Annotated in this window: 14 protein-coding genes; 1 reads left to right on the forward strand and 13 read right to left on the reverse strand. The window is 63.4% G+C overall.

The genetic code is table 11. The features are described 5' to 3' along the window. Window positions 1-428: 428 nt before the first annotated feature. On the reverse strand, window positions 429-1,058 hold the full coding sequence (locus NDAS_RS17075; RefSeq protein ID WP_232051690.1) for a hypothetical protein: 630 nt from the start codon (window positions 1,056-1,058) through the stop codon (window positions 429-431). A gap of 553 nt (window positions 1,059-1,611) precedes the next feature. On the opposite strand from NDAS_RS17075, the gene NDAS_RS17080 reads away from it, so the two are divergent. Beyond that, window positions 1,612-2,931, forward strand: a complete 1,320-nt coding sequence (locus NDAS_RS17080; protein ID WP_232051691.1) for a hypothetical protein — start codon at window positions 1,612-1,614, stop codon at window positions 2,929-2,931. On the opposite strand, the gene NDAS_RS17085 is transcribed toward NDAS_RS17080, so the two are convergent. From NDAS_RS17085 to NDAS_RS17135, 12 genes are all read right to left on the reverse strand, one after another. Then, entirely contained in the window at window positions 2,925-3,872 is a 948-nt protein-coding gene (locus tag NDAS_RS17085; protein WP_210745818.1) for a phosphotransferase enzyme family protein, read from the reverse strand. The genes NDAS_RS17080 and NDAS_RS17085 overlap by 7 nt on opposite strands. Before the next feature lie 117 nt (window positions 3,873-3,989). Further along, a complete protein-coding gene (locus NDAS_RS17090) occupies window positions 3,990-4,241 on the reverse strand; it encodes a hypothetical protein (protein WP_041552828.1) in 252 nt (83 codons plus the stop codon). Between the two features lie 892 nt (window positions 4,242-5,133). Continuing rightward, entirely contained in the window at window positions 5,134-5,793 is a 660-nt protein-coding gene (locus tag NDAS_RS17095) for a hypothetical protein (RefSeq protein ID WP_126624996.1), read from the reverse strand. A 191-nt stretch (window positions 5,794-5,984) separates the two neighbouring features. Then, window positions 5,985-7,424, reverse strand: coding sequence for a hypothetical protein (locus NDAS_RS28645; protein ID WP_013154463.1), 1,440 nt, complete (start codon window positions 7,422-7,424; stop codon window positions 5,985-5,987). Window positions 7,425-8,018: 594 nt separating this feature from the next. Then, complete coding sequence (locus tag NDAS_RS17100; protein WP_376739903.1) at window positions 8,019-8,504, reverse strand: tyrosine-type recombinase/integrase; 486 nt, start codon at window positions 8,502-8,504, stop codon at window positions 8,019-8,021. 366 nt (window positions 8,505-8,870) lie between these two features. Next, window positions 8,871-9,278: a hypothetical protein gene (locus NDAS_RS17105; RefSeq protein ID WP_041552830.1), complete on the reverse strand. Its 408-nt coding sequence runs from the start codon at window positions 9,276-9,278 to the stop codon at window positions 8,871-8,873. Between the two features lie 325 nt (window positions 9,279-9,603). Next, window positions 9,604-10,461, reverse strand: coding sequence for a tyrosine-type recombinase/integrase (locus NDAS_RS17110; RefSeq protein WP_269473040.1), 858 nt, complete (start codon window positions 10,459-10,461; stop codon window positions 9,604-9,606). 616 nt (window positions 10,462-11,077) lie between these two features. Continuing rightward, window positions 11,078-11,419 (reverse strand): hypothetical protein, encoded by a 342-nt coding sequence (locus NDAS_RS29350; protein ID WP_232051695.1) that lies wholly within the window; start codon window positions 11,417-11,419, stop codon window positions 11,078-11,080. Between the two features lie 499 nt (window positions 11,420-11,918). Then, window positions 11,919-13,640, reverse strand: a complete 1,722-nt coding sequence (locus NDAS_RS29590) for a PQQ-binding-like beta-propeller repeat protein (RefSeq protein WP_013154466.1) — start codon at window positions 13,638-13,640, stop codon at window positions 11,919-11,921. A 38-nt stretch (window positions 13,641-13,678) separates the two neighbouring features. After that, window positions 13,679-16,207 carry a TPR repeat region-containing protein gene (locus tag NDAS_RS17125; RefSeq protein ID WP_013154467.1) on the reverse strand — a complete coding sequence of 843 codons (2,529 nt, stop codon included), beginning with the start codon at window positions 16,205-16,207 and terminating at the stop codon, window positions 13,679-13,681. A gap of 45 nt (window positions 16,208-16,252) precedes the next feature. Next, window positions 16,253-16,594 carry a hypothetical protein gene (locus NDAS_RS17130; RefSeq protein ID WP_013154468.1) on the reverse strand — a complete coding sequence of 114 codons (342 nt, stop codon included), beginning with the start codon at window positions 16,592-16,594 and terminating at the stop codon, window positions 16,253-16,255. 355 nt (window positions 16,595-16,949) lie between these two features. Further along, window positions 16,950-17,324, reverse strand: a complete 375-nt coding sequence (locus tag NDAS_RS17135) for a hypothetical protein (protein ID WP_013154469.1) — start codon at window positions 17,322-17,324, stop codon at window positions 16,950-16,952. Between the last annotated feature and the right edge of the window lie 319 nt (window positions 17,325-17,643).

Here is a 17,643-nt window from a genome sequence, read left to right on the forward strand (position 1 = left end):
GGGCCGCAGAACAGCGCGGCGAGCACCACCCCGAGAACCCAGCGCACCTGTTCGCCCCAACCCTGACGGCGCCTGCGGTGCCGCCCGCTATGCTTCTCCACGGTTTCCTCCTGCTGTATCCAGGTGGGAATCACGCCCCGGGCCGGTGTTCTCAGCACCGGTTCGGGGCACCCTTCGTCATGTTTGTCAGCGGCCTCGTGAACGAGGCCGTTTCTTCCTGTGCGGCTGCGGATAAGTGTCAATGGCCCCAGGGCCGTACGCTCCCGGAACTGCGCTTCTCACCCACACCGCACAATTAGTCACAAAGCACCCCAAAGCCCAGCGAATAGGTACCCTTTTCGCTGAGGGTGGTCGATGTTCCCTTGGATGGGCGAGCACCTTCAACCCCAACCACGAAATACGTCCTGCCCCTGTTCGCTGGCCGTCCGTCACTGCTGGCCACGCGTGCGCCCGGACCGGTCGAAGGCGTCGTTCACTTCCAGGTCCTGGGGCGGGAGATGTCGGCGGGAGAGGACCTCTGCTTGGGCTTTGCGTTGCAGGGCTCGGCGTTTGCGCAGCCGGACCAGGTACATCACGTTCTGGTGCCGGGCTCCGGGCCGGTCGTAACCCCACAGCTGGGAGGGGGTCTCGCCCTCGTGCCACAGAGCCAGGAACGCGCGGCGGGCACGCCCCAGCGCACGGGTGAAGGCAGGCGGGTCCATGTTCAGCGAACGTTCGGCGCGGCGTCGGTCCTCGTGTTCGGCCAGGGCGGTGAGGACTTGGCGGTGGGCTGGTTTCAGTGCGGTCCAGATCTGGGCCAGGGCCAGGCGGTCGACGATGTGGTCCTCGTGGGAGTGGGCGGGGGCCGAGGCGCTGGTCCAGTAGCGCACGAACGCCCGGGAGAGCAGGGTCTTGTCCTTGCCGCCCAGGCCGCGGGCTTTGAGGTCCTGGTAGTGCTGGGCCTTCATCGCCTTCCAGCCCAGGGCGATCAGCTCGGTCTCCTGCGGGCGGTCGGGGGCGAGTTGGAGGTGTTCGGTGATGGCCTCCCAGGCGGTCTCCGCGCGGTGTGCGGGGTCCATGGCGTCCACCCATCGGCATTCCCGGGCCGCCCACACCGCCAACCGCACCACCTGGAAAGCCGTGTACCCGTGCCCCACCGGGTCATCGGCCCGGGGAGGGGGCAGCAACGGACCGAACTCACTCGATCCACGCGGAGCATGCACACCAGGCCTGTTGTGATCGTTCCCTCTTGTCTCCGTTGTCCTCGGTTCAGTCTTCGAAGGTTTCAGGGAATCGCAGTGAGCATGGGTCTGGGTGCTGTGTGGAGGCTCGGGAAGTACTCGATGAGCACTTCGCGCAACGACCGGACCGGTCTCAGACGTTCTGGCTGGGGTCATGGGGCCACTGTTGAGAGAAAACGCTGACAACCCCATGACTGTGCGGGCATAGTGGTTATGACAAGCCAGTCATGGTCGGTCGGTATGCGGCCCGCGTAGTGTTCTGTGCCATCCGACGCCCCGAGGTCTCCAGTGGAAGGCACCCGTGCTCTGCGGAAATTGCGGCCGTCACCGCAGCGACGACTGTTCTTGCGTCCCTGCGCGTTTTTGGCGCATGCCTCAAGTGCGGCAGGCTGTGGCCGACCAAGACGCCAACATGCTGATTCGCCTTCTGTTGAGGCATACAGAACTGGCTCAGGATGCCGTCGCACGGATGGGTGACCTGTCGCAGGCCATGGTCTCCCGAGTCCTGAGCGGGCAGCGCGAGTTGCGCAAGCGGGAGACCGTCCAGCGTGTGCTGGAGGGTCTGACTTGCGGGCACGACATCCCTGGGCCGGCGATGGAACGCTTCCCGCCTGAACTCGGTTTGGGGCTGAACGGCTCCGGTCAGCAAACCGCGTCGGTTCTCGAACGGGTGACCCGGCTGGACCTGGAGGAAATCCCCGGAGCGGATGCACAACCGCCCTATTCAGCGATCAGTTCGGCCGTACTGTCGTGGTTGGTATCCCACACCCCGTCCGATTCCGAGGGGTTCTGGGGCGAGAAAGGTCCCGCAGCGAGCATTCGTGCTGCCGCGGCTGCGTTCGCAAGCCTGGACAACCGCTTCGGCGGCGACCACGCGCGGATAGCCGCCACGCAGTACCTCAGCGGCACGGTGGTCCCCCTGCTGCGTACGTCATACCCGAGCAGTACAGGGCGATCGGTGTTCGCGGCGTCTGCGGAGTTCGTGCTCTCGCTGGCGTGGATGTCTTACGATGCCCAGCGCAACGGGACGGCCCGACGCTACTTCGTGCAGGCCTTGGACCTGGCGGACCATGCCGAAGATCGCCTGCTAGGGGCGAGTGTGCTGTCGGCTATGAGCCACCAGGCCAACTACGTGGGCTCCTATACCGAAGCTCGGGATCTGGCGCGAGCGGCGTTGACCGGAGCCGGGGAGCGGGCGACGGCGACTCTGCGGGCGCAGTTCCTGATGATGGAGGCGCGTGCCCATGCATCTCTGAGGGACGAGGGCGCGTGTTCTCGGGCGATGGGCCACGCCGAGCAGGCTTTCAACCAACGCGACCCTGATGCCGATCCGGCGTGGATCGGGTACTTCGACCAAGCGGAGTACTCCGATGAAGTGGCCCACTGCCACCGGGATTTGGGAGAATCCCGTGCCGCTCGACGGTCGGCCGAGCACAGCCTGTCCGCCTCCCGTGGTCAGGAGTACGCGCGCAGCCGGGTCTTCACCCGGGTCGTGCTGGCGTCCGCGATGCTCGGGCAGGGCGAGGTCGAAGAGGCCTGCCACTTTGGTGCAGCAGTCGTGCCGCAGGTGCAGGCGACGTCCTCGGCCAGGTGCGCGGGGTACCTGGACACGTTCGTCGACAGTGTGCGCGCTTATCGGGGGCAGCCGGAGGCGGATCGGTTCCTCCAGCAGGCCCGGGCGGCGAAGGTTGTGGGGTCCGCGGGTCAGTAGGGATTCCAGGTGCGCTGGCGCCGAGGCTCAGCGAGGTCGGCGATCCGCCGAGCGATCTCAGCGTCGATCTCGGGGCTCTCTCCACCCTTCTGGGCAAGCCAAGTGATCATCCGCAGCTCCCTGACCTGTTTGTAGAGGGGGTAGCCGTCCCAGGAGGTGACGTCGAACCCGTATACGTCGCAAAAATCGGCGTACTCGGTGTCGGTGTGCCAGTCCAGGTCCCGGTACAGGGCGGTGAGGACCAGATCCCATTCGGGTGGGCCCCAGCAGATGCCGTCCAGGTCAAAGAGCACGACCCCTTGGGGGGTGGCCAGGACGTTGCCGATGTTGGCATCGCCGTGGATGACGTGTGTGCCGAGAGCGGGTGTGACCGTGGGCCAGCGGGCGGCGAGGTCCTGCTGGTGTGTGCGGAGCAGATCGCGCTGGGCGGTGTCGAGCCCGGGGGCGGTGTCGATGCGTTCGGCCACGCGGTGGAAGGGGTCCAGGTCAGGTAGACCGAGCGACGGTGGTGGGGTGAGGTGGTGCAGGGTGCGCAGCAGCCGGGCCAGTTCCCGTGGGACGGTCCATTCGCCTTGAACCCCTTCCCAGAGGGTGACGAGGAGGCCCTCGGCCAGGACGGGTTGTTTCCCGCTAAGGGGACGGGTCACCGGAAGGGACTGCTCGGCAAGCCAGCGAGCGGCTCGTACTTCTCGGTCGGCCTCCTCCCTTCGGTCCGCGGAGCGCTCAACGCGGGCGATCACGCCACCGTCACAGAGGCGGTACACCGCTCGTTCTCCTATCCGGACAAGCTCGGGAGGACTGCCAGTCCGTGAAGCGGGAACCCCCAGGATCCGGGCGGCAACGCTGACAGCGCGAGCGGCACGCTGGAGGAAGTCTTCGGTGTGGGCCACAGGCCCAAGGCTATGCCGGATCGGCTCTGCCACCCCATGACCACAAGGCATAGGCCGATCGTGGAGAAGGAGCGCGCCAAGTGAGTGACGGGAGGCGATCCCGGCACACACCAAAGCCTCTAACACACCCAGCAAGCAACACCCCAGCACGATCAGATGCCTGAGCACTCATCCACCTTGCACGCCAAGCGAAGGCCGTTGTGGATGCCAGAAAAACGGCCACCCATCGGGATCACCGGTATCCACGACCCCCCGACGTCCTTCGCACATCCACTCCACCTCAAACCAGAACGTGCACTCCTGTTCGATCACGAGGTCCTCCTCAGGATCGATCAACCCATCAAGGTAGATCAGGAAGGACTCGGCCTTCCCGTCTGCCAGATCGAACTCAAAACGTGCCGAACCCGTATCAGGCTCCACACGTGGCCTGTCCGAGCTCAAATCAGCAATCCACATCTCATGCAGCGATATCTGAGAGCGGACAGGGCCAGGAGGCGGGGTGTAACAGGGACGAGCCGGAAGCCGTGACACGACGTTAAGGCGTGGACGCGTGATGACGGCCTCGGCTCCATGAACTCGTTGCACGACGACCTGTACGCACTCAGCAACCGGAACAGACCTCCATGCCTTGCCCGGGCCTTGCACCGTTACGTTCTCCCACTCAACGAGTTCGGCTGATACAGCGATCGGCGTGTCAGGTTGTTCCCGGCCAGCGTTCACATGGATACCTCCATGAACGGTTCCAACTTGCACCACGGACCTGGCCTTCCCATTGAACCGGTTTATCTGCACCCGTCATCACTCTCTTACACGCGTCATCTCTCGTGCTGGCGTGCCTATCCTCTCGGCTCAGAAGTCGTCTCGCAGGCACTTCTTCTAATCCCATGGCCGCAGGTTCAAATCCTGCCGGGTGTGCCACAGAACCTCAGGTCAAACGGGGTGTTCCGCCTCACCACAGAGGAGCCACCCCACTGATGGGTCCAGGGTGGGGCCAGCCCTCCGCTCACGCCCCATGACGCCTGCCGTGACGCCTCCGGCAACACCATGCCGACCGGACCCAACATCACCTTCGACGGCTGGTCCAGGATCGAAAACGACGGCTGCCCGATTCACAGGAGCGACGGGAGGCGATCCCAGCACATGCCAGAGCCTCCACCAGATCCAACACGGAACACTCTCTCCGCAGGGCGACTCCGGAGGGCCTACCTCCATCAGCTGCACAGCAACAAGTCAGCCGTCTACATCAACAACCTCCTTGGGCGTGGCACACGAAAGGTGATCATTGGCTGAGAGCCTCGTGGGAGACTAGTGACTAATCGGCCCGAGGGCTGAAGAGGTGCGACTGGATGGCCCAGAAGTTCTGTGACTGGTCCTTGGAAGTGAAGGGTGACAACGCGTCGGCGTACAGCGTGGGTCCGGTTGCAGAGGCAGCGGCGGGGCCGATCTGCCACGGCCCTATTGAGCCCTCGAATCGGTTGTGCCAATGGAAGTCAGCCCACTCTATGGAATCGGTCAGCGAGTCCTCTTTCGCAGGCCTGAACCTCGCCAAGACACACGAGATGATCCAGTGATCCGGGTGCTTATGCAGAAACCACGAAGTCAGCATGGGTTCTCCGGAATACGCCCAGGCGTCGTGGTCCTCGCTGAACGACTTCCATTTACCACGGAGCGGGGAATCGGGTTGGGATTCCTGGATGAGCCCCGAAGCGAACGTCCGAGCCTCGTGGTGGGATGCGTGTACATGGAAGAACCCACAAATGAAGGTTAGAAACCTGGTCTCGCCATTGGTGAACGACATGAAAGTTGGCCGCTCCCAGGAAAGGCTCAACTTTCGACGTTCCCCGTATTCTGCGTCGAGTGCGTTGAGGACCGCATCTGCGTTCTCCATGGATGCCGCGCGGTTTGTTGATTTGATGAGTTCTTTGGCGATACCTGGGCACGAGCGGAGCACATCGGGGTCACGGATCACCATAACCAGCCCAACTCCCAAGGCCGGGCCTTGGGTGAGGATCTTCAGGATGAGTTCCCTCCCTCTTGGATGTTTGAGGATCCTGTCGGAGTCGTCGAGTGCGCAGATGATTCCACGGTGCCGCTTGCTGGGCTTGTGTTTCGGACCAGAGACAAGCCTGATGTCGATGTCTTTTGCAACCTCGGAGAGCTGTTTCAGTGCAGCCTCGAGTGTTGAGCCGCTCCCGTGGGGGAGAACGGAACAGGGGAGAAGCGCTTGGAGAGCAGAGCCTGGTGAGCTATGATCCGGAGGAGATTGGTTTTCCCTTGTCCATCGAAGCCGAGGATGAAGCCGTTGTCGACAGTGCCCTTCCTGTCGTGCAGGCTCCAGCGAACAGGATCACGCTCCCGATCGAGTCCGATAGTAATCGTTCCTGATCTGCGGTCGTAGGTTACTTCGCCCTTGTAGGTCAAGGCCTCCTTCTCCGCTGACCGAGCCCTTCTGGCGTCCATGATCTTCTTGTGTAGCTCATCTTGATTGCGTGAGGCCCTGACACTCTCTCCTCTCACTTCTTGGCTTGCATCCTCCCCCGGCTGGTGACTCTTCGCGATTCTGACGGGTTCGGGCTTCCTGATTTTTGGCGCGTTATCACCGAAGGCCAACAGTTCCACCCCGGACCCCTCAGCCATGTTGGCGAAGAATTTGGGTCCTTCCTCAATAACCTTCGCGTTGTCCCGCCAGTCGCTCACCTCTTGCGCTGACACCCCCCGGAGTACCGGCCGTCGGGGCGCAGGTGGGATGTCCTGGGAGATGAAATGACTCCTGCTTGGCTCGGGCCGCTCTGCTGAGTAGAAACGGGAGAGTCCTTGCCAGCCACTGAGGTGTACGTGGAGGAGGCGAAAACCTGCGCCCCTCATCTTCCGCATCGCTGCGGTAGGGTTTGCCGCATTCCAGTTTCTGAGCTGTTCATTATAGGGCGGATTGAAGTAGGAGATGAGACTGTGCTCGACAAGGTCAATCGAAGCCTTAGCAGTCGTTCCTTCTCTGCCAGAGAAATCCTTGAAGTATTTTTCGAGAGAAGGCCCGTTTTCTGAATCATCGATGTGGTCATCATTCTGGAAGTTTCCACTTTCTAAGACAAGCGGTGACACGAAGATGTCCCAGGGATCGCTGGCATGATCCTCGTATACCATCTGGAGTTTCTGGTGATTGTTTGTCCTTTCCCATGCATTTCCATTGCCCCCGGCGAACGCCTGCCCAATGTAGAGGACCTCCTGATTGGCCACCTCCCAGTCCGCCCCGGAGAAAAAGGAGGCAAGAGCCCAAGCGTCACCATGGATCACCTGGCCATCGAAGCACAGGGAGAAATAAGAGCCTTGGTCGTAGACCTTGAACACGGACTGTTTCTCCTGGTCGACCAACTCACTCCCGAGAGCAAATTGCCGCGTCGTATTTCCGCCCGGGTCGGTTTCGATGAACTCTAGAGTCAGGATACCGTCTTTAATCCTAGGGGTCCCTTCCAATATCCGGATGCGAGGCCTGCGCGAGATGATGTACCAGTGACATCCGCGCATGGCTTTGCCTAGTTCCTCTGATCCGAATTTTCGTTGAAACACATGCCTGACTGAGATTGTATAACCGAGTGTTCCGGCCATTTTTCCTCCCAGGGGTTCTGTGGTTTCGCCCGCACTGCGCCCAGGGGTTGCGCCTTGCGGTCTGTGCCGAGTGCCAACACTGTGGGGGATGCTGCCACAAGCCTCAGACATTTCCGAGGCTCAGCAGACAAGCCATCGAAGTTAGGCCTAGATGTACTATATTTTTCGCACAGGTGTTCCATAGGGGCTATCAGAGCAATATTGATAAGAGCCCGAACGAACCTCGCGTAAGCCTCAAAGTAGACATTGCCGAATCATTCCAAGCAGACGTGAACACCTCGGCAAACACACACTCCACGCCCGCTGACCTGCCTATCTCTACCCATCACATGCAGACGTTCTGCCCGTCCCGCACACAGCTGGCCAAGAACCTCGCGAGGCGCCATCGGACGCCGCCAGCCGCCTGTTTGTGCTCCGTTTGCGCTCTTCAGTTCCACACTGACACGACACCAGGCGGCACCACACGGCCCCAGACGGCACGGCGGATCGGAAGGGGTGACACGAAACGGCACGAAATGCTTCTAATCCGATGGCCGCAGGTTCGAATCCTGCCGGGTGCGCCACAAAACCCCAGGTCAAACGGGGTGAACCAGATCACCTCAGGCGAGAATTCGCGCTGATGGGTCCAGGGTGGGCCCAAGCTGGGCCCAGACTCCGACGCCCCCTGCGCGCTCGCGCACACCGACGAACCCGCCCAGAATCCCGCAGCACCAGCCACGCGGTTCGCTCAGCCGCTTCCCGCGCCACCTCAGGCAGCACGCAGGAGTAGGTGTCCGCGGTCAGCACGATGCTCGCATGGCCCAGCATTGCCTGCACCACTTTCAGCTCCACTCCGGCCGCCAACGCCAACGTCGCCGCCCCGTGCCGCAGATCGTGCAACCGCACCAGTGGCAACCCGCTCTCGCCGTTCAGCTTGCGGAACAGGCGCGAGAGGCGCGCAGGGGCCAACGGGCCTCCGCGCGCCCCGGTGAACACGAAACCGCGCGGATTCCACTCCTGCCCGTGTTCCTCGGCCTCCTGTTGCTGGCGCCATTGGTGGCGGCGCAACACACCCGTGGTGGCATGGTCCAGAGCCACCATCCGGCGGCTCGCCGCGCTCTTGGGCGCCAACTCCACCAACCCGCCCCGGTTGGACTGAAGCTGGCGAACCACACGCACCGTGCCCTTGACCAGATCAACTGAAGTAACTTCACATCACCCTCGGCCACCGAACACGCGTTGCGTAAGAAGGCCACGAACGGGTGGTACTTCTGGTCCGTGGCGGACGGCCGCCGGTTGAGGGACGTTCGCACAGAGTTCCAGAACTCCATGCCAGCAGAAAAAGAGCCGAAGCACGATGAGGAATAGCAGCGCACGAACCGACCCCTAGGTTCAGCGGCGACCCACTCGTTTGAGTGACGCGAGGCAATCCCCGGCACACACCAGAACTCGGACAAGGCTCCTCACCTAGTGCGAATCTGCAGGAGACAAATAGATCTTCACACACCGGGCTTCCTCCGGTCGACGGGGATCCAGGCCGACCTGCATCAGCCAGCGCCCAGGGCGGAGGGGGATCTCGTCGAAGCCGTCTGCGTCACCGATCGAGAGAACCGCGGAAGTCAGGACGATCACGGACGCGTAGTCGGACGAGGCCCTGGGAACAGCATGGACGTAGACGTTCAGCTCGACGTCGGCGTCTTGCGGGTCCACGATTCGGCAGTTGGCCACCTGGATCGTGACATGTTCGTCCACGGCGAAGAACGGACCGTCGCCGGAGAGATGGTTGTCATCCCCGTCGTAGCCTTCAACGTCCTCGCAGTAGATGCAGCCCCAGTAGTAGTCGCGTACGCAGTGGAGCACGGGTTCGGTCGCCATGGTCCCCCAGTCTGTGATACCGCAGTGGCACTCCACCGCGCTGTCAGGGCCAGCTCAAGGGTCTGGAGACACTGGCTCGCAAACTGATGCAAGACGACGTTCGGGCACATATCCCGGACAAACGGACGATGGACGAGAACCTCGCGAGGTGCCATCGGACGCCGCCAACGTTCCGTGTGTGCTCCGTTTGTGCTCCGCAGTTTTGGACCGGGACGACACCGGACGGCACGACGCGGCACAGAACGGCATCCTGATTCGGATGGTGCGGCTTCTAATCCGATGGTCGCAGGTTCGAATCCTGCCGGGTGCGCCACAAAACCCCAGGTCACAGCCTTGTCTGGCCAGAGCCTGAGGGAGTAGTCCTGCCGGTGGGTCCAGGGTGGGACCCAGGTGGGACCAACACCAGAGCACGTCGACCACGCCGCCTCTTCGTATGCCGACCGGCCCTCCCGGCGTCCCGCAACACCAGCCACGCGGTTCGCTCCGCCGCCTCCTGTGCCACCTCCGGGAGAACGCTGGCATAGGTGTCCGCAGTCAACACGATGCTCGCGTGCCCCAACATCGCCTGCACCACCTTCAACTCCACCACCTCGCCCCGCCGCAGCCCGGTCATCACCAGCAGGTGAAACAACGCATACAGCCGGTGGTCGGACACGAAGTCCAGGAAAGCGCGGGTCTGCTCGACCGTCCACACCGCCACCGCCGGCCGCATCCGGCTATGGGTCCACTCGGCCACCGCCTGGTCGGTCCACACCACCGGCCGCGTACCCACCCCCGACTCCAACCGCAGGCCTCGAGCGGGGTTGGAAGGCAGCAACCGCTCACGCACCGCGGTGTTCAACGCCGCCCGCAACGTGGCGCGGATCCGCCGCACCGTCGCCGGGGAAAGCCGATCCCCCACCGGGGTGGTGCGGCACGAGATCGCATCGAACGCCTCCTGCACCTGGGCAGGTGTCAACTCCTCCAACAGCACTGCGCCCAGCGAGGGCTTGAGGTAACGCTCGATGTGCTCGCCGTAGCCGACCCTGGTGCGCGGCCGCAACCGGGTCCGAGTGTCCAACCAGTGCTGGAGCCACTCCCCTACCGTCCACACCACCGGACCTGCCGCATCTGTCTGCACGCCCTGGGCCCTGCGCAGCGCCGCGCGCGCTGCATCCCGGGAAGCGAACCCACCACGACGCACCCGGCACCGCCGACCCGGAACATGCTCCAACTCGGCCGAGAAGTACCAGCTCCCATGCCCGCGAGACCGCAACCGCGGACACCTGCCCCCGACCTTCCTCGAGGTACCAGGCAAACGACACCCACACCGCTTGAACACCGAACCAGACCCGGACACGACCACCACCTCCGAGACCAGTCTCATCCCACACAGACGTGCTCGAAGAAGACAAGTGAGGGGCGGCGATCCCGACACATGCCACAGGATCCGAAAACACGGCCCCACAAGACCCGGTACATGCCACTTGCAAGGGTCAGGTCAGCGGGAAGAGAACGGCCACGGGAAGGTCGCCGACTTCGACCGCGGCCCGGTCGATGGATAGTCCGCAGTAGGACTTCACCGCAGAAAACACCGCCGCCGGGAGCTCTTCGATATGCCGCTCCCAGTACAGTTCAGCCTCGTCTCTTGGCATGTCTCGCACGGACGGGAAGACCGCCCCGGCCGCTTGCAGTGCGTCATCCAGCGTTGATCCGCAGCCCGTGTCTTCCCCGAACTCTGCGCCAACGATGCGGTCTTCGGGAGTGGTGAGAGCAATGCGGGGGGGTGGGTCATGACTGTTATTGCTCAGGCAGACAGTTTACACTCCGGCAAGCACGGGCGTCAGTGGGCCGCCGTAACGGTGCAGGTGCCAGGTCGCCATGCCCCAGTCCTCCAGCACGTACACCCAATCCTTGCACGAGCCGTACATGGCGTATTTGACGCTCCTGGAGTCCACCCCGTCAGGAAGAGTCACTGATCTCCGGTCCTTGAACAGATAACCTTCGTCGAGTTGTAGGGGCTCCGCACCGAGCAAGGTGAGAAAGTCTTCTGCGTCGATGTCACGGGCTGCGGTGAGGGATATACCACCGAGCATCCCCGGGACGCGCGTGTTCGGGCGCTGGCTGCTGTGTTCGCCGATCCATCGGATTCCATCGCTCATACGGCCACGGTAATCGGCGATCGACTCGCCTCGCGGCTTGTCCACAACCGAGCTTCCCCAATTCGGAGCGCACCACTTCCGCATCCTGATGAAGAACGAAGTCCACTGACCCCTACGAGCCGGGGGAACCCCGCAGGCTTCCAAAGATCACCTTCGACAGCTACCCGGTTCACAGGAGTGACGGAAGGCGTACCCGCCACGACGCACCCAGTGCCTCCCGCCCGGAGCGTGCTCCAGCTCCACCGAGAAGTACCAGCTCCCATGCCCCCGCCGCGGCAGCCCAGGACACCGACCCTCCCAAGCTTTCGTCCCCTTGGTGCCGCGGCACCCGCACCGCTTGTACACCGAACCCGATCCAGGCATGACCAACACCCCTGACACCAGTCTTCCCCGAGAGGAGGTCAGGAGCAGCCGGTGTGGAGCGGAACCGATCGAGCCACCCCCCAGCAGGTCTGAGGATTACCCGGTGATGAGAGGTGGTACCGATGCACGCCGGGACTCAGGTCACCGCCACTGCGGCGGTGATCCTGCCAGAGTCGACCGCGTACACGATGACGCCCCCCGGAACCACACGGACCCCGGCCCCCTCCTTCTCGGACAGCTCCCGGCCCAGGACGTTCTCGACCGTGCGGGAAGCCGCGCCGTCCCAAGGGTGGATCGTCAGTTCCACCTCCCGGTCACCACTGCTCGGCCATCGGACCGCGTAGAGTTCCTCGTCCGTGACGGCGAGCCTTCGCTGCCCGTCCGTCGCGGGAAGCTCCAGCGTGTGCTCGGGTACTCCATAGCTGTCGGTGAGGGTCAAGGTCGGGTCCGACCCCAGGAGTACTCCGGCCCCGGTTACGTTCTCCCAGAGGTCCTCCTCCAGCTGTTCCCCGCTTGGACGGGGGTCCTGCCACGTTCCGGAGGCGAGTTCCTCACCGTTGCGGGTGTCGACGGTGGAGTACGCGTCGGAATGGACGTCGTAGCGGTAGAGCAACGAGCCGTCGGAGGAGACCGTGAGGGCGCTGCCTGCGAGGCCGTCCGCATTCCCGGCCTCGTGCGTCCACACCAGGTCACCGGTAACCGCGTCGAAGGCGTGCACCGCCGGAACGGCCTTGTCCCGGCAGAGGAGCGCCGCGAGGACCAACTCTTGGGTGACCTCGAGGTCGAGAACAGAATCCTCTCCATCTGGGACACAGTCCGGGGTTTCCTCGAAGCTCCACAGCAGGGCGCCCGAGGACGCCCCGTACACCTCCAGCGGAACCTGCGCTTGCGTCCGGACAACGACGCTCTCGCCCTCCAGGGGTTTCGCGTTCTGGGAGTCGTGTGCCACCGGGGAGACCTCGTCGGCCAGGAGCCTCTGGTTATCCTCCGAACGGTGCAGGACCCGGCCGCTCGTCGCGTCCAGGGTGACCCGCACCGTCGTGGGATCGGGGTCGTCATCGGTCGAGGACAGGTACTCCTCCACGACAAGTGAGCCCCCGTCCGCGGCGACCAGGGTCCGAGTGTCCGATCCGGGCGAACGGTACCGCCACAGCTCGTCACCGGTGACGGGGTCCACCACCATCACCCCGTCGCTGAGCTCGAACAACACACCCGGGGCGATGGCCTCCACCTCCCAGACCGCACCGAGAGGAAGATCCAGGACACGCGGCACCCCCTCGACCCCGGCGGGAACCTCCCGGGGCGCGGGCTCAGTGCCCGCGACCAGATGCTCCACTCCCAGATGCGGGGGCCGGAGCGCCCTCTCGGCCACCACGCCCGCTCCGGCGGGAACCACCAGTGCCACCACCACCGCCACGGACACCGCCACCGTCCCACCGGGAAGGGCGTGTTCCCTGCGGTCGAGCAGGATCGCGGCCGCCGCGAGAAGCACCTGGAGCCCGCCCACCGCGACGGTGGCCACCACGATCGGCATGAGCCGGTACCGCTCTCCGGGGAAGAGTTCGACCTCCGCGTAGCCGCTCATGTGGGAAAGTGCGACGGCCACGACCAGGACCGCGGTCCCCAGGGTCGTCCAGAGCAGGACGGATCTCATCGTCGAGGCCTCATCGGCTTTCGATCGCACGTCCCGGAGCCAGGCGACCACGAACAGCACCGTGGCGGCCAAGGGCCCGTAGAGCACATACGACGGAGCCGACACATGAGGCGTTCCGACCCATGTGAGGACCAGATGGAGGAGCAGGGGCAGGAGGCCGATCAGGCCTCCCGACACGAGCAGGGATCTACGGACAGTCTTCATGGTTCTACGGATTCATCCTCGGGCTCCGACATGCCATGTCAGTTTCGACGTTCGGGGTTGATGTGAGTGTCGTACTCAGTGGTGTCGTCCGCCCGAAGGTTCCCTCCTGCGAACGAGCTGTTTCCATCATCGAACTGCTCGGCGTATTCCCTGGCCAGCTTCTCACTGTCCCCATCGAGAACCTCGTCGGCCACGAGCTCGTTGAAGGAAGAGGGGCTGCTCCCACGGGCGTCCACCTCCTCGTAGGATCGGGCCACAGAACCGTCCTCCCTGAGAATTTCCTCAGGGAGACTCGACGGGTCGATCTCACCACGCTCGACCATATCGTTCACGAGCTGAAGTTGAATGTCGAGATGAAGCACATCTCTGCTGTATTGAGGGATGTCTTCCCCGGACACTTCCCCCTCAACATCGGAGAGGCTGGAATATATATCGGCGTTGCTTTCGATCAGGTGGTTGGCGATCTCTTTTCCGCCATCACCGACCAGACCGCCGGCGTAAGGAATGGGGCCGGCCACGGAACCGATCACGACACCCCATCCTCTCTTCTTGATGTCGATCTCCTGCTGGTAAGCTTCCTCTCCGAGCCCGTATCTCCCCGTGGCATAGTTGTCGAAAGCGGACTCGAAGAGGTTCGTGAGCCGACCTCCGGAGCGAACGGTCTCCTCGGAGAACTCCCCGTTCTCCAGAGCGTCGTTGAGGACGATGGCGTTCCTGCCCTCGATGGAGGCGTACATGTTGGACGCCGCCTCGGTGTCGCCCATGACCAGTTCCATGAACCTGACCCGGTTCATGTCACCGACCAGGAGGACATTCCCGTCCGGAGCGAAAGCGAACTGGTTCGGACTGGCATCGGTGTGGAATTGGGCGCCCTCGGACTCCTGAGTGCCCACACCGAAATCGTCCACGTAGGCGTGGAACACCTCTGCCATGCTCAGCGCGACGTCGGGGTTCACCTCCCCCATGGGGATGTCTGCTCCACCGTCGGTATTCTCCACACCAGTGAAGGCCGCGAAGAGTTCCGGGCGCGTGACCGTCTCGATGAACCCCGCCGCAGCATGTCCGGCTCGCTCCTGCTCTTCCGGGGTGCCGTTCATCGTGTCCTCGGCGATCCAGTCGAAGAGCCCGCTCGCCGATTCGCCGTCGTCGTTCCAGTCGTAGGTGAACAACCCCTCGAGCACGTGGTCGATCATGCCCTGAGGCGTATCGAACCCGTTCGCTTCCAGGGTTGGGTAGGTCGTCTCCCCGTCCACCTTCTCCGTGTCGGCGAACAAAGGATGTACGTATTCGCCCGTGAGCAGGTCGTGGTTGGCGTCTCTGTTCCGAGTGGACACGTCGAGGAGGGCGGTGATGTCATCCTCTGAGTGGTTCATGCCCTCGACCGCGTCGGATGCCGCGAACATGCCCATCGACATCGTCAGTGTGTTGGACAGCCCGTATCCGGCCTCCATATCGTCGCTGGTGTATCGGAGCAGTTCGGCAAGGCTGTTCGTTCCGTATCCGGAGGCGCCGCCTCCGGAGGCCATGAGGAATCCTTCTTCCGCCGCGAATTGCACGCTTTCGGGAAGGTCGTAGTACCCTCCTCCGAGCCGGTGATCGGACAGCGCCAGAAGCCCGTCTCCCAGGATCCCGAGGGCGTGTTCACGGTTGTCCTGGGAAAATTGTCCCAGCTCCATCTGATCGGGGATCCCGATGACCCCGTTGTGATTTCCCTCTTCCAGTTCCGCGTAGAACGTTTTGAGGAAGTCCATCTCCTCTTCGCGATACCCTGTGCCCCCCTGTTGGGCTTGCATCGCGTTGGTGGTGATCATGCCCAGCATGATCATGAGTTCGTGGTACCGGTCATCGATGGGTTTGTCCCCGGACCAGTATTCCGACAACTCGCCCGCCCACTCCTGGGCGTTCTCCTCGGTCAACTCCCGACCATCAACCAGCATCGTGTAGTGGTTCGGGTCGAGGTTGTAGTACGCCCAGTTAGCATGCCCGCCGTCGATGAGTTTCTGGACGTTGACCTTGGTGGCGCCCTCCTCCAGCATGTCGCCGATCTCCTCGACGTGCTCCTGGTAGATGGTCCACAGGGTGTCGAATCGCCCCTGGATGCTGGTGCGCTTCTCGACCAGTTCGTCGTACAGGTCCCTGCACGTGTTCTCGTCGCTCCAGAACCCTTTGCGTTCGGGGAAGGTCAGTGTGATATGGCTGGAGGCGTACTCTCCCGGGACCCGCCCTTCACGGTCAGTGACTGCCGAGTGCCACTCCTCCAGCAGCTCCTCGCGACCGTCGCGGAACTCCTCCACGTAATCGGCCCACATGTCACTGACATCAGCGGCGTAGGTCAGCGCCACGGCGGCGTCCACCCACAATTGCTGGTCCTCGGCGGCCAAAGTGCTGATGTCCCACGCCAGAATGCTCGTGAACTGCCCGGCCGCGCCGTCCAGGCTGGCCTGCAGGTTCTCGGAATCACCCAAGACGCGGGCGTCCAGCTCCTCGAAGTCGGTGGTCCGGGCTCGGATCAGTGCGGGGATCGCATCAGTGGTGCGCAGGGTGAGGGAGAGGTCGAAAGAAGCCACGGGGGTTCCTCATCGGGGAAGCGGATACGGGGAAGGGGCTGGGTCTCAGTAGAAGTTGACGTTGCCCAGACCGGGCGGCACGTCCTGCGCGGCGCTGGACAGATCCTCGGAGCTCTCCAGGTCGTTGAGAGCGACCTCGCTCGCTCCCGCCTGGATGTTGTCGGCCAACTGCAACCCGTGCCCCTGCACGTCCACGAACCCCTGAAGGTGACGCTCGCGGAAGGAACGCCACCCGGCCTCGACGACCTCCTCCCCCGCCACCCGGATCGCATCATCGACTGTCAGGTCGAACGCGTCGGCCAGCCCGGCCATCGCCGTGGCCAGAGCCTCGGCGTCCTCACCTCCCTGCCGCGCCTCGTTCGGATTCGCACCGGTTCCGCCGCTCATCTGAAACGTGACCTTCCTCTGAGGCGATACGGCTTCCGTGAACCGTGTGTCGCAAGCGTTCCTTTTATTGCTAAAAGTTACCTCCCCGTACCAGACGCGATGTGTCCTCCCTGGCTGTGACAGCTCGCGACCTGGATCTCCGAAGGAATCCATGACCGCTTTCGGCCAACCACGAGCGCCTGGGGCAGGAGCGACTACCGATCCCTTACAAGGCGGAGGGGCAGGATGAGAGAGTTCCCCGCACCAGGTTCGGTGGCGGTCTTGGTGTACCACGTGCTGGGAGGCGATCCTGCCCCCACTGGAGTCTGAGCCGAAGTAGGCATCTAACGGGAGTCCGCAGGAGACAGGTGAATATTCACCCATCGGGCTTCGTCCGACCGGCGGGGTCCAGATCGACCTGCAGTAGCCAACGCCCGGGACGAAGGGACACCTCGTCGAAACGGTCGGCGTCGCCGAGCGCAAGAACCACTGAAGGCAGGACGATCACGGACGCGTGGTCGGACGAGGGCACGGGAGCCGTATGGACGTACACGTTCAGTTCGACGGTGGCGTCCTGGGGGTCCACCATGCGGCTGTTGACCACCTGAACGGTGACCTGGTCATCCGCAGCGAAGAAGGGATCGTCACCGGCGAGGTGATCGTAGTCGCCGTCGTAGCCTTCGCAGTCCTCGCACAGGATGCAGTCCCAGTAGTAGTCGCGCACGCGGTGGAGCACGGGTTGGGTCACCATGTTCACCAACTGTGCGATACCGCGAAGACACTTCCCCGCGCAAAGCCGTGACCGGAGCGAAGATGCAGGGGCCCGGGCGCAAGAGCTACGTCGGGACGGCACTCGATATGGTCCCCGCGGACGAGCGGTCGGCGAGGACCTCGCGAGGTGCCATCGGATGCCACCAGGGGCCGGTGTGTGCTCCGTTCGTGCTCCGCAGTTCCGAACTGGCACGGCACCGGGCGGCACCTCTTGACACGAAACAATGGCGGTGATCGGATGAATAGGGATGAAACGTCATCATGTGACACGTAGAGGCACGAAAGCACTGGACTTCTAA

The organism is Nocardiopsis dassonvillei subsp. dassonvillei DSM 43111, assembly GCF_000092985.1.
Lineage (GTDB): Bacteria > Actinomycetota > Actinomycetes > Streptosporangiales > Streptosporangiaceae > Nocardiopsis > Nocardiopsis dassonvillei.